Origin of the sequence: Arthrobacter sp. CG_A4 (genome assembly GCF_035985125.1) — a bacterium.
Taxonomy (GTDB): domain Bacteria; phylum Actinomycetota; class Actinomycetes; order Actinomycetales; family Micrococcaceae; genus Arthrobacter.
Genome location: NZ_JAXCID010000051.1, coordinates 1 through 25,300, shown reverse-complemented (window position 1 = coordinate 25,300; position 25,300 = coordinate 1). Strand labels below are relative to the sequence as shown.

The window sequence follows — 25,300 nt, the reverse complement described above, 5'->3', positions numbered from 1 at the left end:
ACAACAAGGACGCCAAACCGTTCACCTGGACCAAGTCCGCGGAGTATCTACTGGGCAAGATGAAACGCAAACAAACCATTAACACGGAACACTAGAGGCGCAGCCGGGCTACCGCTTCCTGCCGCATGTCCACCTTTCGGATCTTGCCGGAGACGGTCATCGGGAAGCTTTCACGGACGTCCACGTAGCGCGGGATCTTGTAGTGCGCCAGCCGTCCGCGGCAGAATTCGGCCAGGCTCACGGCGTCGAGCGGCCCAGCACCCGGTTTGAGGATGACACAGGCCATCAGTTCCTCGCCGTACCTGGCGTCCGGCACCCCGATCACCTGCACGTCCTGGATGTCCGGGTGGGTGTACAGGAATTCCTCGATCTCGCGCGGGTAGACATTCTCGCCGCCCCGGATCACCATGTCCTTCATCCGGCCTTCGATCAGGATGTAGCCGTCCTCGTCCATCCGGGCCAGGTCCCCGGTGTGCATCCAGCCCTCGGCATCGATCGCCTCCGCGGTCTTGTCCGGCTGGTTCCAATAACCCTTCATCACGGAGTAGCCGCGGGTGCACAGTTCGCCGATCTCGCCGCGCTGCATCACGGCGCCGGTCATCGGGTCCACGATCCGGCTCTCCAGCCGCGGCATGGTCCGGCCGACGCTTTGGGTCCGCTGGGCCATAGTGTCGGCGCTGCGGGTCATGGTGGAGACCGGCGAGGTCTCCGTCATGCCATAGCAGATCGCCACATCGCTCATGTTCATCTCGGAAATGACGCGGCTCATCACCTCGATGGGACACAGCGATCCGGCCATCACGCCGGTCCGCAGGCTGGACAAATCATAGGAGGCAAAGTCCGGCAGGGCCAGCTCCGCGATGAACATGGTGGGCACACCGTAGAGCGAGGTTCCGCCAAAGTCCTGCACAGCCTCGAGGGCCGCCGCGGGAGTGAAGCCGCGGCCCGGAATGATGGTGGCGGCTCCGTGGCTCAGCGCGGCCAGATTGCCGATCACCATACCAAAGCAGTGGTAAAACGGCACCGGCAGCACCACCCGGTCATGCTCGGTGTATTCCAGCAGCTCGCCGATCAAATAGCCGTTGTTCAGGATGTTGTGGTGCGAGAGGGTGGCGCCCTTGGGGAAGCCGGTGGTGCCGGAGGTGTACTGCAGATTGATCGCGTCGTGCGGGTCCAGTTCGGCCATGCGCGCCTTAAGGCCGGAATGCCCGACGTCGTCAGCCCGCTTGAGCAGCTCCGCGAAGGTCCGCTCCGCCTCTGTTTCGGGGACGCCGGCGGTGAGCCCGGGCAGGCCGGCGTCCGGCAGGAACACGAGTTCGCGCAATTCGAGGCATTCCACCAGCGCCTGCCGGGCCATGCCGGTGTAATCGCTGTTCTTATCCGACGGCGCCGCGACCAGCATCCGCATGCCGTTCTGCTTGACCACGAATTCCAGCTCATGGCTGCGGTAGGCGGGGTTGACGTTGACCAGGATCGCCCCGACCTTCGCCGTCGCGTACTGCAGGATGGTCCATTCCGCGCAGTTGGGACTCCAGATACCGATCCGCTCCCCCGCGGCGACGCCGAGGGCCAGCAGCGCGCGGGCAACGCGGTCGACGTCGTCGTTCAGCTTGGTGTAGCTCCACCGCCGGGCCTCTTCGCCGGGCACCGCCGCGGCCTCGATCAGGGCGTCCTGGTAGGGGAACCTGGCCACGATCCGTTCGAAGTTGTCGCCGATGGTTTCCTCGAGCAGCGGGACGTCAGTGTCCCCGGCTGTGTATGCAAGCATGATGTGACGCTACCAACACTCGGGCGGCAAAAGAAGACTAAAGCTTGGAAGTCCTACGAAATCTTCGGATCGGACGCCGGGGCCCGGGTAGGGTGAAAACCATGAGTGCACCCATTGATCTTCAGGCCACCTTTATCCCCAACGAGGGCGAATTCTTCCGCGTGAAGCTCGCCCTGGACATCGCGATCGACGAGGTGGTGACCGAACCCGGCTGCCTCCGGTATGAACTCACCGAGGCCAGCGAGGACAGGCTTGTCCTGACCGAGCAGTGGGCTTCCCAGGCGGACCTCGACAAGCATTCCAAGGGCACGGCCCTCCAGGATCTCACCGAGTCCCTCAGCGCCCTGCTGGCCGAGCCGGTCAGACTGGAAAAGCTCTAGCCGCGTCGCCCGGGACAAAACAACGCGGGGTCACTTCGCGCCCATGTTCTCCTGCTGGATGGGCGCGAAGTGACCCCGCGTTGCGTTAAGCGCCGTTCGTTGGGCGCCGTTCGTTGGGCGCCGTTGAGTTATAACGGACGAACGAGAGGCGGCTACGCCTCGGGGATCTGGGTGCCGTCCTGTGTGGCCGCCGCCGAAGCGGCCTCGGCCTGGGAACGGGCAACGTGGGCGTGGACTTCGTCCATGTCGAGGGCCTTGACGGCGTCGATAACCTGCTCCAGCTGCTGGGCATTCAGCGCGCCCGGCTGGGAGAACACCAGCACCTTCTCGCGGAATGCCATCAGCGTCGGGATGGACGTGATGCCGGCCTCGGCGGCGAGCTGCTGCTCAGCCTCGGTATCCACCTTGGAGAAAACGACATCCTGGTGCTTCTCGGAAACGGCGGAATAGGTGGGTCCAAACTGTTTGCACGGGCCGCACCATTCGGCCCAGAAATCGACGAGGACAATGTCATTGTTCTCGACGGTAGATGCGAACTGTTCACCTGTAATGTCTACGGTAGCCATGGGTCAACGGTACGCGAGGGGCCTTGGCTTGTCCCCTGAATTTCGCTGTTGGCACACCTCTGTTACGCCGGGCCGGCGGCGCGGCAACGGTCTCGGCGGCGGAGGCCGCGCGTAGGACTCTAGGCCGGGCCGTAAGGCTCTAGCCCTGGCCGGCGTCGGGGCCTAGCGTCGGGGCCATGCACCCAGACCCGGGAACCATGTGAGCAAAGCCATCGTCGTCGAGTCCCTGACCAAGAAGTTCGGCCGCCGCGAAGTGCTCCACGCCGTCAGCTTCGGGATCGAAAAGGGCTCCGTTTTCGGCGTGATCGGCCCCAACGGGGCGGGCAAGACTACGGTGATGCGGTGCCTGCTGGACATCATCCGGCCCAGCTCCGGCCGATTCACGGTGCTGGGCGAGAATCCGCGCACGGCCGGGCCCGGGCTCCGCCGCCGGATCGGCTACCTGCCCGGCGAGCTCTTCCTGGCGGGCCGGATCACCGGACGCAAACTGCTCTCCCACTATGAAGCCATCAGCGGCCCCGTGAAACCCGGCAGGATCGACGACCTTGCCGAGCGGCTGGGCCTGGATCTGGACCGCCATACCCGCAAACTATCCAAGGGCAACAAGCAGAAACTGGGGCTGATCCAGGCCTTTATGCACGATCCCGAGCTGCTGGTGCTGGATGAACCGACCAGCGGCCTGGATCCCCTCGTGCAGCAGGAATTCCTCACCATGGTCCGCGAGGCGCAGGGCAACGGGCAGACGATTTTCCTCAGCTCCCACGTGCTCAGCGAAATCCAGCAGGCCGCCGACGACGTCGCGATTCTCCGCGACGGCCGAATCATCACCGTGGCCACCGTGGCCAGCCTGCGGGAGGGCGCGGTGCGGCACGTGCGGTTCACCGTCACCGGGATTTCGGCGGCCGACGCCGGTGCGCTGCTGGCACGGGTGCCGGGGATCGGGCACCTCGAGGTGCTGCCCGCGGGCGACGGCGTCGAACTCTCTGCCACACTCGGCGGTGCCATCCAGCCGCTACTCCAGGTCCTGGCCTCGCTGACGCTCACCGATCTGGTGCTGGCGGAACCGGATCTGGAGGAATCGGTGCTCGGGCTCTACGGCACGATCAACGGCAATGGCACGGAAGACGGACGCAAACGCCGCCTGCAGGGACACGGCGCGTGAAGAAGCCGCTGCCGCTGTTCACGAGGGCGTTTGTGGATCCCTGGCGCTCCACACTGGGCTGGGCCCTCGGGCTGACGGCCGCCCTCTTTCTGTACCTCCCGCTCTACCCCTCGATCGGCGGCGGCGCCCAGATGCAGGGCATTATCGACGCGATGCCGCCGGAGTTGACGAAGGCCCTCAACTACGAGCAGATCGCCACCGGCCCCGGCTACACGCAGGCTACCTTTTACGGGCTCATCGGTTTCCTGCTGATGACCATCGCTGCTGTCGCCTGGGGTGCAGCGGCCGTCGGCGGGGATGAGGAATCAGGTCAGCTGGAGCTCACCCTGGCGCACGGCGTGACGCGGGTGCAGGTGGTGCTGGAGCGGGCCCTGGCCATTGTCCTGCGCGTGGTGCTGCTCGCCGCACTCGTTTTTGTCATGATTCTGTTGCTCAATGAGTCCTCCCGGCTGAACATCCGGGCCGACAACCTTCGGGGCCTCGGTGATCTTCGCCGGCCTGGCGCTGCTCAGTGCGAGCTCAGCCCTCTTTGCCGGCGCACTGACCGGACGGAAAACCTACGGGCTTGCCGCCGGGGCTGGCGTCGCCGTGCTCGGTTATGCGTTCAACGCGGTGGGCCGGCAAAGCAAGGACGTGGAGTGGCTGCTGGACCTCTCGCCCTACAGCTGGGCTTACGGCAACAACCCAGTGGCCAACGGGGCGGACTGGGCGGCCGCCGGCTGGCTGTGGGGAATTTCGGTGCTGCTCGTGGCGCTCAGTGCCGTCGCGCTGGACAGGCGCGACGTCGGCAGCTGAGGCGGGAGCCCGACGTCGGCAGCTGAGGCGGGAGCACGACGTCGGCAGCTGATCCCGACCCGTCCGCGCTCAGCTCCAGACGTGCGGGGCGGGACGCCGCGCCCCTGGCAGCGCGTTCGTTTCGCGCCATTCGTGGATCCACGCGGGCAGGACCAGATCCGCCGGAGGTGCCCCGAATTCGCGGATAATCTCCTCCTGGCTGACCGGCCTGCCTTTGCTGACCAGCCGGGTGGCGATGTAGGCGCGGGCATAGATCTCGCCGTCCACCACTATGCGCTGCTCGAAGTAGATGGCCTTCGCATCGAGGCCGATGATCTTCGATTCGATCGTGTACTGCTGCCAGAGCTGCAGCGAGCGGCGGAAGGCGATGGTCTCCCCCGCGGCTACCGGGCTCCAGCCGCGCCGTCGCATCGCCCTCCAGGTTCCACTGCGGGCCATCAGGTCAAAGCGGCCCAGATCCATCAGCGAGAAATACATGCCGTTGTTGACATGCATCGCTATGTCGATGTCGGTAGGCAGGACCCGGAGCGGCAGGGACGCGGTGTCCCAGATACTCAGCGGCGAGCGCCGGGAGGACGTGAACAGCAGGACGAGGGTGCGAAGCAGCAGGTGCATAACAGCAATGTTACCCAAGAGTAACAAGAGGGCCAATGGTGCGGTTGCGGCTGTGCGGCGTGACTTCAGCGGTCAGGACCACGACGACGGCCGGCCCGCGACCGTGGCCCGCCGCCGCCTCCCGCCCCGTCGGCCGAAGGAAATTCACGGTAGGGAGTTGCCCGGCGACGGGTGTCCGGCCAGAGACCGCTCCCCTGTGCACTAGCCTTGCCGGATGACAACAGACCTGACCGTCCGGGCGGCCGTGCTGGACGATGCCGCCGGCATAGCCCGGGTCCACATCCAGGCGTGGCGGGAAACGTACGCCCATCTGCTGCCCGCGGAGGCCCTGGCGGGACTGCAACAAGGCCCGCGGAGGCCTCATGGCGCGAAATTATCGCCGGCGGCACCTCAAATGTCTGGTTAGCCTGCGAAGGAGCGAACATTCTTGGCTGGGCGTCCGCGGGCGACGGCCGGGATGACGACGGGCCGCGGCCCAGGGAACTGTTTGGAATCTACGTGCTCGCCCGCCGCTACGGTTCGGGGGCCGGGCAACTGCTCCTGGACGCGGCCGTGGGCGACGGCGGCGCCTACCTCTGGATTGCGGACGAGAACCCCCGCGCCCTGGCTTTCTACCGGCGGACCGGATTCGTCCAGGATGGTGCCGACAGGTCACACGAACTGCTCGGCACGCCGGTCCGGATTCTGCGGATGGTCCGCTGAACCCGACCGGCACGCAGTGGGCTTCTACCGGCTCCCAACCGACTCCCCGCTGGCGCACGGTGCGAGGACGGTATGCGCACGGTCAGTCGGTGGCGATCAGCTCGGCTTCGTAGCCGTCCGAATTCACCAGGTATGCGGCGAAGTGGTCCGGGCCGCCGGCGTGCGGGTAACGCTCCGGGAAAAGTTCCCTCCAGCCGTGCCCGACGGCGTCGGCCGCCAGTTCCGCGACATGTTCCCGGCTTCCCGCGCTGAAGGCCAAATGGTTGAGCCCCGGCACGGTCCGTTCGTGCAACCGGCTGCTCAGGGCCGGGGATTCCTCGACGACGATGTAGGTGGCCCCGCGCCGCCAGCTGCAGCCGTCGGGCCAGTCCTGGTAGGCCTCATACCCCAGCCTGGTCAGCAGCCAGCCCCACTCGTCCCTGGCGCGTTGGAGCTGCGGGACCCACAGCTCGATATGGTGCAGGGCACCGATGGAATCAGCAGTCACCAGGAGAGTCTCGCACGGTTGGCTGACCGCCTCAGAACAGGATGCGCTGGTAAAGGTCGTGGTCCTGCCAGGCACCGGCAATGTTGAGGTACGCCGAGCCGACCTGGCCCCTCCGCGGCGCAGATTTCCCCACGACACGCAAAAATCCTGGCGCATGGGGTATTCCGGTGTCGCCAGCTCTTTTGCGCAGCGCGAAACCGATGCCGCGTCGCCGACCCAACCCGCCCCGTCCGCGGCGCAAAACCGATGGCGCGTCGCGAAGCCAACCTGCCCCCGTCCGCGGCGCAGAATTCCCCACGACGCGCAAAAAACCTGGCGCATGGGGTATTCCGGTGTCGCCAGCTCTTTTGCGCAGCGCGAAATCGATGGCGCATCGCTGAACCGATGCCGCGTCGCGAAGCCAACCTGCCCCCTCCGCGGCGCCGCAGCGGCCGGGCCCCAGCATCCGATCAAACGGGCCCTGCCCCCTGGCCAAGCGTCGCGGCGCCGAACCGCTCGAATGAGGCACTCTGCTGGGCCAGCCGTCGCATCGCCAGCAGGACCGGTTCCACCAGTACGGTCCCGAGGACCACGTACCGCATCGCAGCTTCCGGCGAGTCGGTGGGAACGCTTTCGACGTCGGCCTCCGCAACGTCCCGCATCGCCCGGGCATAGCGGTCCAGCATGCCGTCGGGCAGCTCGAAGCCCGCACTGGAGAGTCCGTCGAGGGCCTCCACGAGGGCAGCCTGTGAGTTCCGGTCGCAGGCCTGCTCGCCCCAGCCCCAGCGGCCCAGCAGTTCCTGCGCGGGCGCCAGGTCGACGCCGTCCGCCGCCGGACGGGTGACGGCACGGTGGGCCAGTCCGAGCAGATCGTGCCCTGGCTCCGGCGGGTTCTCCAGTCCTTGCAGCAGTTCGCGGGTTGCAGCCACGCTGAGGCCTGCCGTGCCGATGAGCGCACGGATCAGCTTCAGCCGGCGGACATGGGAGTCGTCGTAATGCGCCTGCGTGGCCGCGGTGAGCACGCCGTCGTGCAACAGTTTCTCGCGGCGGTAGTACTTAATGGTGGCCACCGGAACCCCCGTGGCCGCTGCCAGTTGTGAGATGCGCAAAAGATTCTCCTTGACTTAGATAGTACTACTCTCCATTATTGGGGAGTGACAGTATCTAGTGAGGAGAAGAGTATGGCACGCATCAACGCTGGACGATTCACGCACCGCCATTCCGGCGGACTGGTGGTGTTCCTCATCGGCATGAGGATCAACCGCCCCTGGCGCCCGGACCTGTGGCTGCCGGCCTTCCTCGCCATGCCGAAGATGCTGGCCGAGCTTCTGGCCGAACCCGGTTCCGGCCTGCTCGGATACCGCTTCAGCATGGGCGCCGGCGGTCCCGTCATCGTGCAGTACTGGGACTCCGTGGAAAACCTGTACGCCTATGCGAGCGCGCCGGAATCCGGGCACCGGCCTGCCTGGACGGCGTTCAACCGACGTGCACGGGAGGTCCCGGGCGCCGTCGGCATCTGGCACGAGACCTTCCAAGTAAGCCATGCCGAAAGCATGTACGTCTCGATGCCCACCCAGGGACTCGCGCAAGCCACCGAACTGGTGCCGGTGGGGCCGCGGACAGACCGGGCAAAGGACCGGCTGGCAGGCGCGCAGTAGGCATCCCGACGGCGGATGATCGACCCGGGCCCGGACCCCGGCCAGGACCCGGCCCCGGCCCCGGCCCCGGGCGGAGCCTGCCACCGGACCCCAGCCGCCCAAGCTACCCGCCTGTCGCCGTCAGCGCCGTAATCATCCGTTCCATCCGTGCGACGCCGGTGTACCGGCCGGCGTTGTCCGTCACCAGAAGTGGTTCGAACCGGCTGGACTGAGGCCGCGTCATGGACCGGGAAAGGGCTTCGCTGATGGGGGTATCCAGATTGACCCGCATGCCGGGGCTGATTATTCCGAGCCCCGCCGCGGCCGCGTCCAGCACCGCGATAGGCCGCAGGTGCTCCCCGATCAGGACCACCGACTGCAGGGCAGGGTTGTCCGCGAAGGCCTCCGCGGCGAGAGCGGCGCTGGTGGCCGTCGTCGCGGTTTCCAGGACATCGCGGATCACGGTCTTATGCGTGACCGGGCGTTTCGAGGCGAGCCGGTGGGCCAGATCCAGGTCGATCTGCGCCCACGGCGGCGCGGGCCTGGCCAGGCAATAGCCCTGCACCAGCGGGACGCCGAGGGACACGAGCGCATCAAGCTCCTCCACCCGTTCCACGCCTTCGGCCAGGATCCACGCATCGACGTGGCTGGCGAATGTGCCGAGCATACCGACCAAAGCGCGTTTCGCCTCGTCCCGGTCGATGTCCTGGATAAGTTCCCGGTCGATCTTGATCAGCGCGGGCCGCAGGGCCAGCAGGTGCCGCAGCCCCGCATAGCCGGCGCCGGCGTCGTCGATGGCGATCAGCGCGCCGGCAGCGCGCACCTGGTTGAGGTCCGGCTCGAGCTCAAGATAGGAGTCGATGGGCGTCTGCTCGGTCAGTTCGACGACGAGACCGGCCAGGTTCCCTTCCTGCCGCCAGACACTCCGGATTTCCTCGGTGGGCAGCAGTTCCGGCGAGACGTTGAGGGTCAGGAAACAGTTGGGCGGCAGGGTAGACCGGGCCGCGAGGGCCGTCCGGAGCGCAGCGGATTCCAACTCCGCCGATTTGCCGTGTGCCCGCGCGGCGGCGAACCACACTTCGGGGTTCTTCTCGTCGAATCCCGGGAAACGCGCCAGCGCCTCGTACCCCACCACCGTTCCCCGGGAGGTATCGACGATCGGCTGGTACGCCGCCGCGAGCCCTTCACCGCGGCAGGCGGCCGCCAACAGCTCTACCCAGTCCGGTGCCGCTGACGCGGAGCCGGTGGGAGCCGGTCCGTCTGCCGCGGGACCGCTCAACTAACCGGGACGATGGCTTTGTGCACAGACTGGACGAGGCTGGCAGGAAGCTCGGCCAGCCCATGGGCGGCCGCGGCGTGCGCCGCAACGTTGACCAGGATTTCATCGTCCGTGCTGCACACCCACCGGGCGTCGCAACCGGGCACTACGTCACCACATGCAAAAGATTTCACTACGGCTCCTTATTTTGGACGGCGAACGGCACAACATTACTGTGCCGTCCCGGCAAACACGCCGATTGCGCGCCCGCAAGTCGGGGACCTTCCCTTTCGTCCTTTGGCCGGTAACGCAGGCGCGTCGAGGTGCGGGAGACTGGGAGGCATCAACAAAGAAGGCAGGATCCACATTGATCACTCTCCAGCAGGACGCCGAAGGCTTCATCCGCATGAACCGGCACTTTCCTGGCAGCACACTCATCTCCGTCGCGTTCACCGATGGATCCTCAGAGGAATTCTTCGGCCACCAGCTCAACACAATCTACGATGAGGCCCTCGCCGTGTACCGGGCGGAGAACCACCTGGATGCGAAGGGTTACTCGCGGGCACCTAAAAAGACGGTCCAGCCCGCGAACAAGATCGAATTCGTCGCAGTCCATCCCGGCATGCCCAGGTAAGCGGCAGCCCACCATGAGTTTTACCGCCATGGACATGGAAGCTCACCGCATGCCGAGCCGGTCTGCATTGTTGCTCATACGTTCGAGGACGCTTACAGCCATGGCATACTCATCCGCTCCGATGCCTGCGGTGAGCTCATAGCGGGCAGCCTCCAACAGCCCGGACGCCTCGGAATGCAGTGCGGAGCCGGCATCGGTCAGCGCGAGGTGACCGTCCAGCAGGGACACGAGCTGCTGTCGAACCAGCGCGGCCATGTCCCGCTCCTGCGCGTCACCACCGTCGGCTGCGTTAGAAGTGTTAAAAGGGCGCAGGATATCCGCCACGTCCGCGGGCGTGACGGGGCCTGAGCTCAAAGCACTCAGGACCTGCCACTGCCGCCTGCTCAGCCGGAGACGGGCGAGCGTGGCATCGAGTTGCATCTCCAGCGACGTATCCAGCCGCCTGACCCAGTAACCAATAGGCCTGTTCACCATGCCATGGTCGCAGGCGCCTCCAGCCCGGGCAACCCCAGCGGATCTCCCTGGGCGGCTAACTTACCAAAGGGTTTGTTCGGCCGCGCGGCAGCCCCCGGTATAGCGTGATAGCAGCCGATATAGACTTTTGCACCGAAGGAGAGTCTTTGAGTTCCCCGACCGTCATTGTTTTCGACGTCAACGAAACCCTCTCGGATATGTCCCCGATGGCAACCCGGTTCGCGGACGCCGGTGCGCCGGAGGAGATGGCCCGTCTCTGGTTCGCAACCCTGCTGCGGGATGGCTTTGCCCTTGCCGCCGCCGGGGACAATGCCAGTTTCCGGGCGGTCGGCATTCATGTTCTGCGCCGGCTCCTCGCGCGCACGTCCCTGCGGATGGGCCTGGACCAGGCCGTGGAGCACATCATGGAGGGCATGGGCGCCCTGGCCCTGCATCCGGATGTCCGCGAGGGAATTATTGGGCTGGAATCGAACGGATACCGGCTGCTGACCCTGAGCAACGGGTCCTCCCGGCTCGCGCAGAAGTTGTTTACGGATGCGGGGATCGGGGGCAGCTTCGAGCGGCTGCTGACCGTGGAGGACGCAGCCGCCTGGAAACCCGCCAGGGCCGCCTACGACTACGCCTCGGCGGCCTGTGGCACGGATCCGGGCCGGATGCTCCTGGTCGCGGTGCATCCATGGGACATCCACGGGGCATCCCGCGCCGGGCTGGGCACCGTGTGGCTAAACCGCAAGCAGGAGGAGTACCCGCCGTACTTCGTCGCACCCGACCTGGTCATCGGCGACCTCAGGGATCTTGCTGCGGCCCTGCGCCGGCGGTACCGGCCCAAGGCGTGAGGTACCGGCCCAAGGCCTGAGGGCCACTTACGCAGGGCGCGGTCAGGCCGGGAGCACAGTCACCCGGCCGCCGGCCTCGACCTGCACACTGAATCCAGCCGCAGCCGACCGGAGACCGTCCACGCGCAAGGCACCGAACGGCGTCGGGCTGGTGGCCGAGCTGACGGGCAGATCCCCGGGGCCCTGGGGCTTCAGTCCGAGCGTGGCCAGCATCATCGGCACGACGGAGGCCGCCGCCCAGGCCTGCGGACGACATGAAGCCGGGTACGGCAGAGGACCCCCCTGCTCCGGGGTGTCCCCGGAGAACAATTCAGGCAACCGATAGCCGAATCCTTCCGCAGCGTTCAGCAGCGCCGCGGCAATCTGTGCGGCCTCGCCCGAATGCCCGGCCTTGGCCATGCCCTGCAGGATCACAGCGGTGTCGTGGGACCAGACGGACCCGGCGTGGTACCGCAGCGGCCAATAGCCCGCGTTTCGGGTGTCCAGGGTGCGGATGCCGAAGCCGGAGAACATGGACGGGTGCATCAGCCGTTGCACCACCACCTCGGATTCCTCGGCGTTGAGGATGCCGGTGCCGAGGAGATGGCCCATGTTGCTCGCCACCCCGTCAACGGCTCGCTTGTCCGCATCCAGCGCGATGGCCGGGTACGGGCCGAGGTCGTCGGCGCACCAGAAGGAGGCCCGGAATTTGCCGGCCAGATCCTCGGCATAGTCCCGCCATTCGGCCCCGTCCGGGCGGCCGAAAGCGTCGAGCATGTCAGCGGCGTTGACAGCGGCTTCATAGGCATAGCCCTGGACCTCGGCCAGGGCTATGGGGCCGGTCGCGAGCGAGCCGTCATTCCACCGGATGGAGTCGCCGGAGTCCTTCCAGCCCTGGTTGGCCAGGCCGTGCCCGGTCTCGTCGATGTACTCCAGGAAGCCGTCGCCGTCGGCGTCCGCCCAATCCTTCAGCCAGACGAGGGCATGCTCCAGGTTGCCCAGCAGGGCTTCGACTTCGGCGGCGGGCATGCCCCACTTCCAGGCGTCATGGAGCAGGGAAACCCACAAGAGGGTGGCGTCCACCGTGCCGAAGTAGACCGGCGGCAGCGCCAGCCCCTCATGATCGCTGCCTTCCGGGAAGCGCAGCTCGCCGCGGCGCAGCTCATGAAGGATTTTGCCGGGCTGTTCCGCGGTCTCAGGATCGCTCCGGGTTCCCTGCCGCGCCGCCAGCGTCCGCAGGGTTCCGGCCGCCAGCTCCGGGTCCACGGGCAGCAGCATGCGGGCCGCGATAAGTGAATCACGCCCAAAGAGGGTGAAGAACCAGGGCGCACCCGCGGCCAGGAAAACGTCATCCGGGGCCTGGGCCGTGGCCATCCGCAGTCCGTTAAGGTCCGCCATGGCACGGTTCGCCAGCGCCGCGAGCCGACGGTCGTCGGCGCGGACCCGGAGCTCCGCCGGGGCGGCGCGGCGCGCTGCGGTCACGGGCGCCTCGCTGTCCGCGGCGCGTACCGACCACTCGGCGGCGGCAGTTCCGTGTGCCGGGACGGTGAGTTCCCAGCGCAGCCGGAGCCTATGGGCGTCCTGAGTGGCGGACGCCCCGGCGGCGTTGACCGCCGAGGTGACTCCCCCGGCGGCGGCGTGCCACACGCCGTCGTGCTCATCCGGACTGACCGGGTGCGGGGCCGCACCGGACTTCACCGTCTCCATGGGCGAAAAGTCAGTGCCCAGCACAATCTCCACCACGGCGGTGACGTCGCTCGAGAGGTCGGAGCTGAGCACGATCTGCTCGGAAGCACCATCCGTCGCCACCGTGCGGGTCCGGGTGAGCCGGACCAGAGGGTCGCTTCCTTCGGCGCCGACGGTCCGGACCAGGGCCTGGAACGACGCCGTTGCGCCTCCCGTGTGGCTGCTCCCGATCATCTCGGGCTCCTCTCCGCCCACCCGCAGGATGACCTCGTCAATCACGCGGGTATCGGCGCAATAGATCCCCTGCGCTGCGCCGGGCCGAAGCTGCCCGTCATGGCCGCTCCACACCTGCATCGGTGCGGCGAGCAAAACATCCAGGTCGTGCAGAAATGGCTGGCGTTGGGTCATGTGGTTCCTCCTGGGGGCCCGTCGGGACCCTGCTGGTTGCGAAGTGGGGGGAATAGTGAAGCAATCCGCGCCGGGTAGTTGACAGTGACCGGCGCCACAATCCATGATGAGGATATCTCTTTTGATCGTTCAAATACAGCTCCATCCAGAATATGAACGTTCAACACCCGCATCGCACTCAGTATCCGGAGGAACAATGGCGTCGAGGCCCACCCTGGTCAGCCTGGCCGAACAGCTGGGCTTGTCCCGGCAGACAGTATCGAACGCCATCAATGCGCCCGAACGCGTCAAGCCGGAAACCTTGCGGCGTGTGAACGAGACAATCTCGGCTACGGGCTACCGCCCCAACACCGCCGCACGGCAGCTGCGCACGCGGCGGTCACGGAATCTGGGCTTCCGGCTCATGCCCACCGTGGATGGAATCAACGGTGCGATCCTGGACCGATTCCTGCATTCGCTTACCGAGAACCTGCAGGAGCACGGCTACCGGGTGACGCTGTTTGCCGCACGCGACGACGAGGCAGAAATCCGCTCCTACAGTGAGCTGCTGGAAGCCTCGGACCTCGACGGCTTCGTCCTCACGGGCACACACCACGGTGACGCCCGGAGTGACTGGCTGCTGGCCAGGGGCATCCCTTTCGTGACCTTCGGCCGCCCCTGGCGCGATTCCGGCGGGGACGAGGACTGCACCCACTCCTGGGTGGACGTCGACGGGCAGGCCGGCACGGCGGAGGCCACCCGCTATCTGCTCGGCCGGGGCCATCAGCGGATCGGATTTCTTGGCTGGCCGGCCGGCTCCGGAGTCGGGGACGACAGGCGCAGCGGCTGGGCGTCCGCCCTTGCGGGAACTGTTCCGCCGGCAGACCTCGAGTCCCTGTCCGTCGGCGTCGCCGACGGGACCCGCCAGGGGGCGGAGGGCGCACGCCTGCTTCTGGAAAGGGGTGCCACCGCCGTGGTCTGCGCCAGTGATTCGCTGGCCCTTGGTGCGTCCGAACAGCTGCGGGCGGCGGCGCCCGGCACTCCGCCGGCGGTGATCGGTTTCGACGACACGCCAGTGGCGGCCGCCATGGGACTCAGCAGCGTCGCCCAGCCTGTGGAAGAGGCTGCCCGCGAGATCGCTGACATCCTGCGGCACGTCCTGGACGGCTCAGCGGAGGAGCAGGTCCCGGCGGCCCACCGGCTGCTGAAGCCGCGGCTGGTCCTGCGCGACGGCGGCGGCCCGCTCGCCAGCCCGTCGTCCCGCTGAACCACCGCAAACCGCACCACCCGCATCACCCAAAGATCTGCCCGACTATCCATGAATTACTGCGCGTCCAACGGTGGGCGCACCTATTGAAACGGAGATTGACCCATGGCACGAACCCAAACACTGAGAATGGTCAGCGGCGCCGCCGTCGTCATCGGAGCCCTCACACTCAGCGCGTGCGGGTCCGGATTCAACAGTCCGGCCCCGAGCGGAGGTGCCGAGGCCACCGGATCCGGGCCCGTCAGTGTCCTGATCGGCAGCTCCGGTGACGCGGAAACGACGGCGGTCAAGTCCGCCGTCGCCGACTGGTCCAAGGCCTCCGGAACCGAGGCCTCCGTCAGCGTCGCCTCCGACATGGTGCAGCAGCTCAGCCAGGGCTTTGCCTCGGGCAAACCGGCGGACGTCTTCTACGTTTCCACCGACCAGTTCGCAGGCTTCGCCGCCAACGGTTCGCTGGAGCCGTACGGCGACTCGCTCGCCAACAAGGCCGACTTCTACCCGGGCCTCGCGAAGGCGTTCAGCTACGACGGTAAACTCTTTTGCGCACCCAAGGACTTCTCCACCCTCTCCCTGGTGATCAACACGGACAAATGGACCGCCGCAGGACTCGGCGACGGCGACATCCCCACCACCTGGGATGAGCTGGCCGCGGCGTCCAAGAAGCTGACCAGCGGTCCCACGACCGGGCTGTCCTTCAGCCCGGAAATCGCACGGATCGGCGCTTTCTTCCCGCAGGCCGGCGGCTCCTTTGTGAGTGAGGACGGCAAGACGGCCACCATCAACAGCCCGGAGAACATCGAGGCCCTGGGCTTCGTCAAGTCCATGCTCGCCGACGGAACCGCGAAGTACTCCTCAGAGCTCGGCGCGGGCTGGGGCGGCGAGGCCTTCGGTAAGGGTCTCTCGGCCATGACCATCGAGGGCAACTGGATCGGCGGGGCCTTGTCCAAGGACTACCCGGACGTGAAGTACCGCACCGTGGAGCTCCCGGCCGGCCCCAAGGGCAAGGGCACCCTGCAGTTCACCAACTGCTGGGGCATCGCCGCGGACAGCAAGAACAAGCCCGCCGCGAAGAAACTGGTGGAGCAGCTGACCAGCACGCAGAACCAGATGGGTTTCGCCAAGGCGTTCGGCGTGATGCCCTCCGTTGAGTCCGCCGCAGCCGAGTTCAAGTCAACGTTCCCGGCCCAGGCCGCCTCCCTGGCCGGCGCCGAATACGCCCAGTCGCTGCCTTCGCAGCCCGGGGCGGCCGACGTCATCAAGGACCTGAACGCCAAGCTGGCCACGCTCAAGACGTCCGACCCGAAAACCATTCTGGATGCCGTCCAGGCCGAGATGACCGCGGTCCTGGCCAAATGACCGCGGCGCCACAGCTGCTGGCCCGGCGGCGTTCCGGTGTCCACGGACGCCAGAACGCCACCGGGTGGCTCTTTATAGCGCCCGTGGTGATCATCCTCGGGCTGTTCCTGGCCCTGCCGGTGGCCATGGCTGCGTGGGTCAGCGTCTCCGACTGGACTGGCCGCGGCAGCCCCTTCTCGGGCACCGGCTTCGTCGGAACCAAAAACTACGATGCCATCCTTTCCGGCGGAGGCCTGGCTGCACGCGATTTTGGAACGGCACTGCGAAACAACGTCTACTACGTCATTCTCACCGTTCCGCTGCAGACGGCACTCTCGCTGCTGCTGGCGGTGCTGGTGAACCGGCGCATCCTCAAGGGACGGGGCTTCTTCCGCACCGCGTTCTATTTCCCGTCCGTGACCAGTTCCGTAGCCATCACCGTGCTGTGGCTCTTCCTCTTCAGCGCCAGCGGTGTGGTCAACAAAATCCTCGCCCTCGTCGGCATCGCCGGCCCCAACTGGTTCCAGGATCCCAACGGCGTGCTGCACCTGGTTGCCCGCAGCCTGGGTGTCAGCACCCCGCCCGCGGCCCTGGCCGGCTCTTCGTTCCTGGGCGTGAGCTGGTGGGACTGGCTGTCCGGACCGTCCGTGGCGATGTCCGCTTTCATCCTGATGGCCGTCTTCACCACCTCCGGAACGTTTATGCTGCTCTTCATCGCAGCGCTGCAGAACCTCCGCGGCGAACTCCAGGAAGCAGCCATGCTCGACGGCGCCAGCGGCTGGCAGCGGTTCCGGTTCGTCACCCTGCCGATGCTGCGCCCTACGTTGTTCACCGTGGTCACCCTCGGCCTCATCGGCTCCTGGCAGGTGTTCGACCAGATCTACACCGGCACCCAGGGCGGCCCGGCAAAGACCACCCTCACACCGGCTTACCTGTCCTTCAGTACCGCCTTCAACAACCAGCAGTGGGGACAGGGAGCGGCGATCGGCTTCCTGCTCTTCGCCATCATCATCGTTCTTGCCCTCATCCAGCGGCTGATCCTTCGTGAACGCACCACCGTTCCGCGCCGCAAGCGCTTCAACCCGCCGCCGCCCAAGGGAGGAACCCCGTGACCGTGCCCCACACCAGCTCACCCGCCGTCGCCGATGGGCCGCAGCCGGCAGCGCCAAAGACTCCCCAGCGGCGGCCCGCGCCTGGAACCACGGGGCGTTTGCGGAAGCCCGTAACCTGGGGTTGGCTTACCTACGTGGTCCTGATCCTGCTGGCGATCGTGTACATCTTCCCCTTCCTGATCAACATCGCCACGTCTTTCAAGACCGAGCCGGCGGCTGCTGCGGATCCGCTGTCCCTGATACCGCCGACTTGGACCGCAGCCGCCTACGAACGCCTGTTCCTGAACTCAGACTTTCCGCTCTGGTTCCAGAACTCGATCGTGGTCACGGTACTGGTCACAGCCGGACGGGTGTTCTTTGACCTGCTGGCGGGCTACGCCCTGGCCCGGCTCCGCTTCCGCGGACGGTCCGTCGTGTTCGCGGCTCTCATCGCCGTTATGGCCGTCCCCGGCGTGGTGCTGCTGATTCCGAAGTTCCTGGTCATCAACCAACTGGGGATCTACGACTCGTACTTCGGCATGGTCATCCCGCTCCTGGCCGACGCCGCAGGGGTCTTCATCATGAAAAACTTCTTCGAATCGATCCCCGTGAGCGTCGAGGAGCAAGCCAAGGTGGACGGCGCCGGTACCTTCCGCACTTTCTGGTCCATCGTCCTACCCATGTCCGTTCCGGCAGTCATGACCATTGTCATCCTGTCCTTCCAAGGCTCCTGGAACGAGCTGAGCCACTTCGTCGTCGCAACCCAGGACCCCGCACTGACCACTCTGACGAAGGGCGTGGCCCAGTTGTCCTCGGGCCAGCTGAGTTCGGGAACACAGTATCCGCTGAAACTGGCAGCCGCCGCCATCATGACCATTCCCGTCGCCATCGTATTCTTTATCTTCCAGAAGCGGATCATGAATGCCACGGCCGGGGCGGTCAAGGAATAGCGGGTGCCGGTCTCGGGAGTCGCCGGTCCGGCGGCAACTCGGTCCGGCGGGAACGTGGTGAACATGTCCGGACTTAACCTGCAAAGCGACAGCGGACCTGATGACTACATTCCCTGGCGGCCTGCAGATGACTGGACCCTGCTCATCGGACAACACATCGAGGTTCACAACAACGGACAGCTCATTGACCGGGGCGAGGTGGAGGCCGCAACGGCGGACGGCCGCATTATGTGGCTGGCGCTGGAGGGCGCTTCGCCCCGGCGGCTGATTGAGAAACTGCCGGGCACGCACCTCAGAACCGCCGCGGGCGGGCCTCTTCCGTAAGCGGACGCCTCTCCATCCGGCCAGTTCTCCTATCGGTCGCCTGGTCCGCGCCAACTGCACGCCCGGCCCAGGGCGCCGGCAGGGCCCTGACACACAGTTTCGTCGCACCGCTTTCAAAGCTGGACTTCACTATGCACTCAGCGTATAGATAGGGGTGTGAATAACTCCCTCACCCTCCTGGGCCTGCTGGGTCGGGCGCCCAGCTATGGCTACGACCTGAAGCATTCCTATGACCGCTACTTCGGCGCCGGTAAGGCCTTGGCGTTCGGGCAGGTGTATTCCACCCTGGCCCGAATGGTCCGCGATGAGCTGATCCGGGCTCTGGGTGAGGAGACCGGCGGCGGCCCGGACCGTAAGAAGTACGAGATCACCGTGGCGGGCAAAGACAAGGTCCGTCAGTGGCTGTTCACCCCCGACGTGCCCTCGGAGTCCCTCCAAAGCAACCTCTTCGCGAAGACCGTGATCGCCTTGCTGCTCGACGACGACGCCGACCGGCTGCTCGATGTGCAGCGCGCGGAGCACATGGTTCGCATGCGTGAACTGACGCGCCTGAAACAGGGCGCGGAGCTGCTGCAGGTCCTGATGTGTGACCACGGCCTGTTCCACATCGAAGCTGACCTGCGCTGGATCGACCTGACCAGCGCCCGCCTGAGTCAACTCACGAAGGAGCTCCGGAGCGCATGAACACCACTGACGCCGCCGCACCCATCCTCAGCGCCCGCGGCCTGCACCACTCCTTCGGGCAGACCGCGGCGTTGCGCGGCATCGACCTCGACGTCCACCCCGGGGAGGTGCTTGCCGTCATGGGCCCGTCGGGCTCGGGTAAGTCCACCCTGCTGCACTGCCTGGCCGGTGTCCTAGCCGCCGACGGCGGTGCGGTCACTTACCGCCCCGCCGGGCGGCCCCCGCTGCAGATCAGTGCCCTCGCCGAGCCGACACGGGCCCGGCTGCGGCTGACCGATTTCGGGTTCGTCTTCCAGTTCGGTCAGCTTCTCCCGGAGCTCACGGCGGCGGATAACGTCAGCATCCCGCTGCTCCTGGCCGGGACCCGGCGGCCTGAGGCGCTCCGCCGGTCCACGGAGCTGCTGGACCGTCTCGGCCTGGACGGGCTGGGCGCCAAACTGCCCGGTGAACTCTCCGGCGGCCAGGCCCAGCGCGTCGCCGTCGCCCGGGCCCTGGTGACATCCCCTGCCGTGGTGTTCGCCGATGAGCCCACCGGATCGCTGGATTCCCTCGCAGCAGAGAACGTGCTGACGCTGATGCTCGAGCTGGTCCGGGAAACCGGCACCACCGTGGTGATGATCACCCACGACGCGCGCACCGCAGCCTACGCCGACCGGGAAGTCATCGTGCGCGACGGCGCCATCGGCGCCGGCCACCGGGTCGCGGTATGAATCCCGGATTACTCAAGCTGGCAGTCGTCGGCAGCCGTTCCGCCTACGGCAGGCTCGCCGGAATCACTGGAGGGGTCGCCGTCGGGGTCTGCCTGCTGTTGCTGCTCTGGGGCGGCGCCAACGGCCTGAGCGGCCGCGATGACCGCGGCGCCTGGCTGCGTGAAACCGGCAGCCCCGCGGTGTCCGTTCCGGCGGCGGCCGGTGATCCCACCGTTTCGGGACCGGCAACACCGGTGCCGTTGACCACGGACACGGCGCTCATGCGGGCCGACCCGGTGGAGGTCTTCCGCGATCAGCTGATCAACCGCCGCGACTTCGCCGCACTTTCGACGGCGACCGTTCAGATTCCCGGCATCGGCAACCCGCCGGCGCCGGGTCGCTACCACGCCTCCCCTGCCCTGCAGCGACTGATCGAATCAACCCCCCGGGACCAGCTCGGAGACCGGTTCGGTCAGTTTGCCGGGACGATTGACGATGCCGCCCTTCCCGGACCGGATTCCCTGATCGTCATCACCGGTGCAACGGAAGCCGAACTCCGCCAGAGCGGGAGAGCATCCCTGGTATCAGATTTCACCACCAAGCCTTACGGGGGCAGCGCGGCCGCCTACAGTACGGTGCTGTCCATCGGGGCCATCGCGGTGTTCTTCCCCGTTCTCCTGCTGATCAGCATTGTCACCGGCCTCGGTGCTGCCCAGCGCCGGGAACGGTTCGCCACCCTGCGGCTCATCGGCGCGTCCCCGCAGGTAGTGTCCCGGATCGCCGCCATCGAAACCGCCGTCCCCAGCCTGACCGGTGCGCTGCTGGGCGTGGCGCTGGCCGCCGTGCTGCGGCCGGCCGCCGCGCAGATACCGGTCAACGGCACCCGGATGTTCGCCGCCGATCTGGCCACCGGCCCGGTGGCGGCCCCCGCCGTCGTCGCCGTGGTGGTGGCGGCATCGTCACTCGTTGCCGCGCACCGCACGGCCCGGGCAGGCATTGGCCCACTGGGCGTGACGCGGGCCGTGCACGAAAAAACACCCACCATGTGGCGGAGCGTGCCCCTACTGACCGGGCTGGCCGCCATGACCGCGGCCGTAGCCATCATCCGGGTTCTGCAAGTGCGGCTGCCGTGGCTTGAATCACCGCTGCTCATCGGTGGATTTGTGCTGATCCTGGTGGGCATCGTAGCCATCGGGTCCTGGCTGACGCAGTTGGTCAGCAGGGCAGGATTACGCCGGGCGCGCAGCGCTGCGGCAGTCATTGCCGCCAGCCGGATCCAACGAACACCGGTGGCGACCTTCCGTTCCGTATCCGGGCTGGTGATCGCGGTGTTCGTCGTCTCCGTCTTCGCCGGGGCATCCAGCGTCATCCAGACCACCGGGACGCCGCCGGCCCGGGCCGGCCTGCTTCAGCCCACCAGCCTCCACTCGGCCGTGGACGCCGGACACACTCCGGCCCAGGCCGGGGAGGCCGCGCGCCGGGCCGCAAAGCTGTCCGGGATCCGAAGCGCCGTCGTCGGCTATGGCCCGGCGGCGCTCCAGGAAAGGGATCCCGGCCCGGACATCTACCTTCGCGCCGCGGATGCTCCCGGTCTGGGATTCAAGGACATCCCGGCAACAGAGGCCGTCACCGTCGACAGGTCATTCCTCTACGCCTGGACAACGCAGCCGCTGACACTGACCCCGGCGCCCGCGGCGAACCTGGACGCACTGGTGCCGGTGGTGATCGTGGTCGGCACAGACGGGACACCCGAGGCCATGGACCGCGCCCGGACAGCACTGAACGGTTCAGGCGTCACCGCCACCCCGGCCACCTCCCCGTCGGACATCACGTTGCAGTCCACCGGCCGCCTGATTCAGGGCCTGGCCGTGCTCGCCTACCTCGGTATGTTCGCCGCCATCGCCATCGCAGGCCTGTCCCTGGCCGTCGCCACGGCCTCCGCCATCCTGGACCGGAAGCGAGCTCTGGGCCTGATGCGGCTGATGGGGATGCCCGTCTCCGTCCTGCGCCGGGTCATCACCCGTGAAGCAGCCGTCCCACTCCTCACCGTGCTGCTGCTCTCGATTGGCCTTGGCTTCCTCGTGGCGTGGCTGATGGTCACAGGCATCAACGACTCCTACCGGATGACCTGGCCGGCGCCCGACTACTTCGCCACTTTGGCCCTGAGCCTGCTCCTGGCCCTCGCTGCGGTGGCGGCGACATTCAGTCTCATCCGTGGCAGTACCGCCGTCGCAGTCACGCGATTCGAGTAAGGCCCTCTCGCCACCGCAGCGGGAAGGTACCTCTCAATGGGCGCGGGTTTCCGGCTGGACTCAGCTGGGTGCGGCCGGCGTTCACAGCGCACGGCCGCGCTCGCGGCCGCGCGCCTGCTACTACTGTTGCTGAACTGCAAAGCTTACGGCGGAGTAGACGGTGGAGATGAGCGCGGCGGCGGCGAGGGCGTAGCCGGTTCCCAGGGCCGTGACAGCCAGCCCCGACCCCGCTCTCCGACCAGCTTGATCTGGTTAAGCGCCACGTGGCCCGCACCGACGGCGAAGACCGCGATCACGGCTACCCCCGCGAAGATGGTGCCTATCACGGCAAGTCCTGCCAAGGCCAGGGACGCTATGGCCAGACGGTTGTAGCGTGTTCCCTGTCTCAGGTGCACTTCAGACATTCCCATCAATCCCCCAACTCATGCAGTTGTGATGACTCTAGCCCTGCCAGGCTGGCGATAGTCCGGCAGCGACCAAGCCGGACCGCTGGCTTGCTCCGATGGCTACACCAACGAGAGACTCCTCGGGCTCGACCGGGAGTGAGGCTAGGCCCTGCGTCCGCCCCAGGGCCGTACGCTCACGCAGCATCACGCTTTGACTCGGGCCCGGGCAGCTAGGGCAAAAGAAAAGAGTCCCCGGAACCTGGTGGTTCCGAGGACTCTTTCAAGGGTGGCAGATGAGGGATTCGAACCCCCGTAGGCGTTGCCAGCTGATTTACAGTCAGCCCCCTTTGGCCGCTCGGGTAATCTGCCGAACTTCCTAAGAAGATCACACGCGGCCTCCGTATTCGGAACGCCTGTTTCCAGTCCGTTCCGCTTCCATTAACCGCGGGCAAGACAACTTTACAGAACTTCGGCCGAAGAATCGAATCGGCGCCCAAGGGCTCCACGAAGCCCGGAAACTCAGGCTTCCCCAAGGATGCGCCCGGCGATTTTAGACTCGAACTTTGCCGCTTGCTCCTCTGTGATCTGGTTCAACTGCACTGCACGTGCCAGGTCCGCATGAACGCCGTCGAGCCGGGAGGAGGCCTCGGCGGCCGGGCTGAAGATGATCGAGGCGGCCAGCGCCGCGGCGGCCACCGAGGTCGCGGCGCTGGCAATACTGCCGGCGGCTGCTGCGGTGGAACGGGTGACGTAACGGATGGCCTTGCGGTGCATGTGCTGTGCCTTTCGAGGAAAACTTCCAACCCTTGCAACTCTGGATACCCAAGCTTCGTTCCCGCCCCATATCAGCTTTGAGCGGACTGTGAACCATGACCTTTCCCGCCGGCCTTCACAACAGAGGCATCCGTACTAGGCTGGAATGCAGAAACCACGGCCCTTCACCGGGCACCCAGCCACCATCAGGAGGACAGTCATGGCAGGCGAATCCACATTCGACGTCGTCAGCAAGGTAGACAAACAGGAAGTAGCCAACGCGCTGAACCAGGCGCAGAAGGAACTAGTCCAGCGCTACGACTTCAAGGGCGTCGGTGCCGAGGTCGATTTCAGCGGCGAGAATATCCTCATGAAGGCCAACTCCGAAGAGCGCGTCCTCGCGGTCCTGGACGTGCTGCAGTCCAAGCTCATCCGCCGCGGCATCTCGCTGAAGTCCCTGGACACGGGCGAGCCCTACGCCTCCGGCAAGGAGTTCCGGCTCGAGACCACCATCAAAGAGGGCATCGCGCAGGACCTCGCAAAGAAGATCAATAAGCTCATCCGCGATGAGGGCCCCAAATCCGTCAAGTCCCAGATCCAGGGCGACGAGCTCCGCGTGACCTCCAAGTCCCGCGACGATCTCCAGGAGACCATGAACCTGCTGAAGGGCTTCGATGAGGCCGACCTGCAGTTCGTGAACTTCCGCAGCTAACGTGACGACGCGCTAAGCCTCCTGGGACGCGCAAAAGGGCTGGCGATGCCGGAATACCAGCATCGCCAGGCGTTTTGCGCGGCGCCAGACGTTTGGCGCGTCGTCAGCCGTTGCGCGTCGCCAGATCTGCGGCGGCCGGACGGACAACGACGGGCAGTTGTGATGCTGGTGCACTGTGGCTCTAAGGCCTTGATCTGCCAGTACTTGCCAGAATCCGCGGATCCGCCCGTAGACAGCAAACCGCTACGGGACGGGGTGCCGCGCGTCGTATTGCAGGAAGCCCGATTGCAGATGCGCCACCGTCCACGCCACGGCTACGCAGAGCACACCGCCCAGGAGAAGAACCCAGCCCTCGCTCAAGAGTTTGGTTGTGCCGCCTGCGAGCATGTCCCCCGCCCTTGGCCCGCCTGCCACCACCACGATGAACACGCCCTGAAGCCTGCCCCGGAGGTGGTCCGGGGCGGACGCCTGCAGGATGGTGGTGCGGAACACGGCACTGACGGAGTCGGCGATCCCGGCCAGCCCGCAACACAACGCAGCGGGAAGGAGCCACAGCGTGACGCCGTCGGCGCCGGAACGGCCGGCGAGCAGCACAACGAGGCCAAAGCCCGCAATCGAGGCGCCCCAGCCCATCACGGACCAGACGACGGCGGCGCCCTGCCTCCGGACTGCCCCGAGCGGGCCGGAGAAGAGGCCCGCCAGGAAGGCGCCGACAGCAGTGGAGGCCAGCAGGACACCCACGGTGGCTTCGCCGCCGCCAAGCATGAGCGCTCCGATCGCGGGCATCAGGGCCCGCGGCTGGGCGAAGATCATGGCGACGAGGTCGATGATGAACGTCATGCGCAGGTTGGGCCGGGTGCCGAGGAAGCGGAAGCCCTCGATGACGGAGCGCAGCCCCGCGGGCCTGGCGTGTGCTCCCGGCGGCATGGCTGGCAGCTTCAGCAACGCCCAGAACGCGAAGGCGAACGTGGCAACGTCGATAGTGTAGGTCCAGGCGAAACCGATGGACGCCACCAGCACCCCGGCCAGCAGCGGCCCGGCCGTCAGGGTCAGCCCGAAGCTGATCATGCTCAGGGCGTTCGCCGCAGGCAACAACTCCTTGCGGACCAGCACCGGGATGATGGCACTGCGGGCCGGCTGGTTGATGGCCTGCGCGCCGCTCTGCACCGCGACGAGGACGTATAGCAGCCACACATTCCCCAACTGGAGCCAGGCCTGCAGCGCAAGGCAGGCGGCGGTCGCCCACAGCACGGAGGAGGCCAGCAATGCGACCTTGCGGCGGTCGCGGGCGTCCGCGATGGAGCCGCCCAGTAGGCCGCCGACCACCAGCGGGCCCAGGGCGAAGATACTCAGCAGGCCAACGTAGAGGCTGTCCTGGGTGAGCCGGTACACCTCGAGGCTCACGGCCACAAGGGTCCGCGTTGACTCATAGAAAATGCGCGCGAAGCAGGTATCGAAGAATCATTTGAGAATGCGCGCGTAGCGGTGCGCCTGTCCGTTCCGGTTCGCCGG

Annotated in this window: 26 protein-coding genes, 1 tRNA gene and 1 pseudogene; 16 read left to right on the top strand and 12 right to left on the bottom strand. The window is 66.6% G+C overall.

The window, feature by feature from the left end; genetic code table 11:
* Positions 1–91 precede the first annotated feature (91 nt).
* Positions 92–1,768, bottom strand: a complete 1,677-nt coding sequence (locus RCH07_RS17050) for an AMP-binding protein (protein ID WP_326968674.1) — start codon at positions 1,766–1,768, stop codon at positions 92–94.
* 101 nt (positions 1,769–1,869) lie between these two features.
* Here RCH07_RS17050 and RCH07_RS17045 point away from each other — a divergent pair, with 101 nt between their 5' ends.
* On the top strand, positions 1,870–2,148 hold the full coding sequence (locus RCH07_RS17045; RefSeq protein ID WP_326968673.1) for a putative quinol monooxygenase: 279 nt from the start codon (positions 1,870–1,872) through the stop codon (positions 2,146–2,148).
* Between the two features lie 152 nt (positions 2,149–2,300).
* On the opposite strand, the gene trxA is transcribed toward RCH07_RS17045, so the two are convergent.
* Entirely contained in the window at positions 2,301–2,714 is a 414-nt protein-coding gene (gene trxA, locus RCH07_RS17040) for a thioredoxin (RefSeq protein WP_326968672.1), read from the bottom strand.
* Positions 2,715–2,913: 199 nt separating this feature from the next.
* Here trxA and RCH07_RS17035 point away from each other — a divergent pair, with 199 nt between their 5' ends.
* Both RCH07_RS17035 and RCH07_RS17030 read left to right on the top strand, forming a co-directional pair.
* Positions 2,914–3,876, top strand: coding sequence for an ABC transporter ATP-binding protein (locus RCH07_RS17035; protein ID WP_326968671.1), 963 nt, complete (start codon positions 2,914–2,916; stop codon positions 3,874–3,876).
* Positions 3,873–4,671 (top strand): annotated as a pseudogene (locus RCH07_RS17030) (ABC transporter permease subunit). Before RCH07_RS17035 ends, RCH07_RS17030 begins: the two are co-directional and overlap by 4 nt.
* A 69-nt stretch (positions 4,672–4,740) precedes the next feature.
* On the opposite strand, the gene RCH07_RS17025 reads toward RCH07_RS17030, so the two are convergent.
* Positions 4,741–5,286: an acyl-CoA thioesterase gene (locus RCH07_RS17025; RefSeq protein WP_326968670.1), complete on the bottom strand. Its 546-nt coding sequence runs from the start codon at positions 5,284–5,286 to the stop codon at positions 4,741–4,743.
* 288 nt (positions 5,287–5,574) lie between these two features.
* Between RCH07_RS17025 and RCH07_RS17020 the strand changes: the two genes are divergently transcribed.
* Positions 5,575–5,988 carry a GNAT family N-acetyltransferase gene (locus tag RCH07_RS17020; RefSeq protein WP_326968669.1) on the top strand — a complete coding sequence of 138 codons (414 nt, stop codon included), beginning with the start codon at positions 5,575–5,577 and terminating at the stop codon, positions 5,986–5,988.
* Between the two features lie 82 nt (positions 5,989–6,070).
* Here the strand turns inward: RCH07_RS17020 and RCH07_RS17015 are convergent, their stop codons facing one another.
* The gene (locus RCH07_RS17015) at positions 6,071–6,475 is read right to left on the bottom strand and encodes a VOC family protein (RefSeq protein WP_326968668.1); all 405 of its coding nucleotides are present in this window, start codon (positions 6,473–6,475) and stop codon (positions 6,071–6,073) included.
* A 449-nt stretch (positions 6,476–6,924) separates the two neighbouring features.
* The gene (locus RCH07_RS17010) at positions 6,925–7,563 is read right to left on the bottom strand and encodes a MerR family transcriptional regulator (protein ID WP_326968667.1); all 639 of its coding nucleotides are present in this window, start codon (positions 7,561–7,563) and stop codon (positions 6,925–6,927) included.
* Positions 7,564–7,635: 72 nt separating this feature from the next.
* Between RCH07_RS17010 and RCH07_RS17005 the strand changes: the two genes are divergently transcribed.
* A complete protein-coding gene (locus tag RCH07_RS17005; protein WP_326968666.1) occupies positions 7,636–8,112 on the top strand; it encodes a DUF4188 domain-containing protein in 477 nt (158 codons plus the stop codon).
* A gap of 103 nt (positions 8,113–8,215) precedes the next feature.
* Here RCH07_RS17005 and RCH07_RS17000 read toward each other — a convergent pair whose 3' ends face one another.
* Positions 8,216–9,370: an EAL domain-containing protein gene (locus RCH07_RS17000; protein ID WP_326968665.1), complete on the bottom strand. Its 1,155-nt coding sequence runs from the start codon at positions 9,368–9,370 to the stop codon at positions 8,216–8,218.
* Positions 9,367–9,543, bottom strand: a complete 177-nt coding sequence (locus RCH07_RS16995) for a DUF1059 domain-containing protein (protein WP_326968664.1) — start codon at positions 9,541–9,543, stop codon at positions 9,367–9,369. Before RCH07_RS16995 ends, RCH07_RS17000 begins: the two co-directional genes overlap by 4 nt.
* A 173-nt stretch (positions 9,544–9,716) precedes the next feature.
* On the opposite strand from RCH07_RS16995, the gene RCH07_RS16990 reads away from it, so the two are divergent.
* Positions 9,717–9,983: a hypothetical protein gene (locus RCH07_RS16990; RefSeq protein WP_326968663.1), complete on the top strand. Its 267-nt coding sequence runs from the start codon at positions 9,717–9,719 to the stop codon at positions 9,981–9,983.
* 42 nt (positions 9,984–10,025) lie between these two features.
* Here RCH07_RS16990 and RCH07_RS16985 read toward each other — a convergent pair whose 3' ends face one another.
* Positions 10,026–10,454 (bottom strand): MarR family winged helix-turn-helix transcriptional regulator, encoded by a 429-nt coding sequence (locus RCH07_RS16985; protein WP_326968662.1) that lies wholly within the window; start codon positions 10,452–10,454, stop codon positions 10,026–10,028.
* Positions 10,455–10,603: 149 nt separating this feature from the next.
* Here RCH07_RS16985 and RCH07_RS16980 point away from each other — a divergent pair, with 149 nt between their 5' ends.
* Positions 10,604–11,293: a haloacid dehalogenase type II gene (locus tag RCH07_RS16980; protein ID WP_326968661.1), complete on the top strand. Its 690-nt coding sequence runs from the start codon at positions 10,604–10,606 to the stop codon at positions 11,291–11,293.
* Positions 11,294–11,335: 42 nt separating this feature from the next.
* On the opposite strand, the gene RCH07_RS16975 is transcribed toward RCH07_RS16980, so the two are convergent.
* Complete coding sequence (locus RCH07_RS16975; RefSeq protein ID WP_326968660.1) at positions 11,336–13,366, bottom strand: glycogen debranching N-terminal domain-containing protein; 2,031 nt, start codon at positions 13,364–13,366, stop codon at positions 11,336–11,338.
* A 196-nt stretch (positions 13,367–13,562) separates the two neighbouring features.
* Between RCH07_RS16975 and RCH07_RS16970 the strand changes: the two genes are divergently transcribed.
* From RCH07_RS16970 to RCH07_RS16935, 8 genes are all read left to right on the top strand, one after another.
* Positions 13,563–14,612 carry a LacI family DNA-binding transcriptional regulator gene (locus tag RCH07_RS16970; RefSeq protein WP_326968659.1) on the top strand — a complete coding sequence of 350 codons (1,050 nt, stop codon included), beginning with the start codon at positions 13,563–13,565 and terminating at the stop codon, positions 14,610–14,612.
* A gap of 105 nt (positions 14,613–14,717) precedes the next feature.
* Positions 14,718–15,968 (top strand): sugar ABC transporter substrate-binding protein, encoded by a 1,251-nt coding sequence (locus tag RCH07_RS16965; RefSeq protein WP_326968658.1) that lies wholly within the window; start codon positions 14,718–14,720, stop codon positions 15,966–15,968.
* Positions 15,965–17,059: a carbohydrate ABC transporter permease gene (locus RCH07_RS16960; RefSeq protein WP_326968657.1), complete on the top strand. Its 1,095-nt coding sequence runs from the start codon at positions 15,965–15,967 to the stop codon at positions 17,057–17,059. Before RCH07_RS16965 ends, RCH07_RS16960 begins: the two co-directional genes overlap by 4 nt.
* A 98-nt stretch (positions 17,060–17,157) precedes the next feature.
* On the top strand, positions 17,158–17,988 hold the full coding sequence (locus RCH07_RS16955) for a carbohydrate ABC transporter permease (RefSeq protein ID WP_326968656.1): 831 nt from the start codon (positions 17,158–17,160) through the stop codon (positions 17,986–17,988).
* A gap of 3 nt (positions 17,989–17,991) precedes the next feature.
* Positions 17,992–18,312 carry a hypothetical protein gene (locus RCH07_RS16950; protein ID WP_326968655.1) on the top strand — a complete coding sequence of 107 codons (321 nt, stop codon included), beginning with the start codon at positions 17,992–17,994 and terminating at the stop codon, positions 18,310–18,312.
* Between the two features lie 156 nt (positions 18,313–18,468).
* Entirely contained in the window at positions 18,469–18,996 is a 528-nt protein-coding gene (locus tag RCH07_RS16945) for a PadR family transcriptional regulator (RefSeq protein ID WP_326968654.1), read from the top strand.
* Positions 18,993–19,706 (top strand): ABC transporter ATP-binding protein, encoded by a 714-nt coding sequence (locus RCH07_RS16940; RefSeq protein ID WP_326968653.1) that lies wholly within the window; start codon positions 18,993–18,995, stop codon positions 19,704–19,706. The genes RCH07_RS16945 and RCH07_RS16940 overlap by 4 nt, the downstream gene beginning before the upstream one ends.
* A complete protein-coding gene (locus tag RCH07_RS16935; protein ID WP_326968652.1) occupies positions 19,703–21,937 on the top strand; it encodes an FtsX-like permease family protein in 2,235 nt (744 codons plus the stop codon). Before RCH07_RS16940 ends, RCH07_RS16935 begins: the two co-directional genes overlap by 4 nt.
* 673 nt (positions 21,938–22,610) lie before the next feature.
* Here the strand turns inward: RCH07_RS16935 and RCH07_RS16930 are convergent.
* Positions 22,611–22,692: transfer RNA gene (locus RCH07_RS16930), tRNA-Tyr, on the bottom strand.
* 150 nt (positions 22,693–22,842) lie between these two features.
* The gene (locus RCH07_RS16925) at positions 22,843–23,097 is read right to left on the bottom strand and encodes a hypothetical protein (protein WP_326968651.1); all 255 of its coding nucleotides are present in this window, start codon (positions 23,095–23,097) and stop codon (positions 22,843–22,845) included.
* Between the two features lie 199 nt (positions 23,098–23,296).
* Between RCH07_RS16925 and RCH07_RS16920 the strand changes: the two genes are divergently transcribed.
* On the top strand, positions 23,297–23,788 hold the full coding sequence (locus RCH07_RS16920) for a YajQ family cyclic di-GMP-binding protein (protein WP_326968650.1): 492 nt from the start codon (positions 23,297–23,299) through the stop codon (positions 23,786–23,788).
* Between the two features lie 243 nt (positions 23,789–24,031).
* On the opposite strand, the gene RCH07_RS16915 is transcribed toward RCH07_RS16920, so the two are convergent.
* Positions 24,032–25,225 (bottom strand): MFS transporter, encoded by a 1,194-nt coding sequence (locus RCH07_RS16915; protein WP_326968675.1) that lies wholly within the window; start codon positions 25,223–25,225, stop codon positions 24,032–24,034.
* Positions 25,226–25,300 lie beyond the last annotated feature (75 nt).

Excerpts from the sequence above, each read along its gene's own strand:
- RCH07_RS17050 (WP_326968674.1), bottom strand. The coding sequence starts at position 1,768 with ATGCTTGCATACACAGCCGGGGACACTGACGTCCCGCTGCTCGAGGAA.
- RCH07_RS17045 (WP_326968673.1), top strand. The coding sequence starts at position 1,870 with ATGAGTGCACCCATTGATCTTCAGGCCACCTTTATCCCCAACGAGGGC.
- trxA (WP_326968672.1), bottom strand. The coding sequence starts at position 2,714 with ATGGCTACCGTAGACATTACAGGTGAACAGTTCGCATCTACCGTCGAG.
- RCH07_RS17025 (WP_326968670.1), bottom strand. The coding sequence starts at position 5,286 with ATGCACCTGCTGCTTCGCACCCTCGTCCTGCTGTTCACGTCCTCCCGG.
- RCH07_RS17005 (WP_326968666.1), top strand. The coding sequence starts at position 7,636 with ATGGCACGCATCAACGCTGGACGATTCACGCACCGCCATTCCGGCGGA.
- RCH07_RS16975 (WP_326968660.1), bottom strand. The coding sequence starts at position 13,366 with ATGACCCAACGCCAGCCATTTCTGCACGACCTGGATGTTTTGCTCGCC.
- RCH07_RS16970 (WP_326968659.1), top strand. The coding sequence starts at position 13,563 with ATGGCGTCGAGGCCCACCCTGGTCAGCCTGGCCGAACAGCTGGGCTTG.
- RCH07_RS16965 (WP_326968658.1), top strand. The coding sequence starts at position 14,718 with ATGGCACGAACCCAAACACTGAGAATGGTCAGCGGCGCCGCCGTCGTC.
- RCH07_RS16960 (WP_326968657.1), top strand. The coding sequence starts at position 15,965 with ATGACCGCGGCGCCACAGCTGCTGGCCCGGCGGCGTTCCGGTGTCCAC.
- RCH07_RS16940 (WP_326968653.1), top strand. The coding sequence starts at position 18,993 with ATGAACACCACTGACGCCGCCGCACCCATCCTCAGCGCCCGCGGCCTG.
- RCH07_RS16935 (WP_326968652.1), top strand. The coding sequence starts at position 19,703 with ATGAATCCCGGATTACTCAAGCTGGCAGTCGTCGGCAGCCGTTCCGCC.
- RCH07_RS16925 (WP_326968651.1), bottom strand. The coding sequence starts at position 23,097 with ATGCACCGCAAGGCCATCCGTTACGTCACCCGTTCCACCGCAGCAGCC.
- RCH07_RS16920 (WP_326968650.1), top strand. The coding sequence starts at position 23,297 with ATGGCAGGCGAATCCACATTCGACGTCGTCAGCAAGGTAGACAAACAG.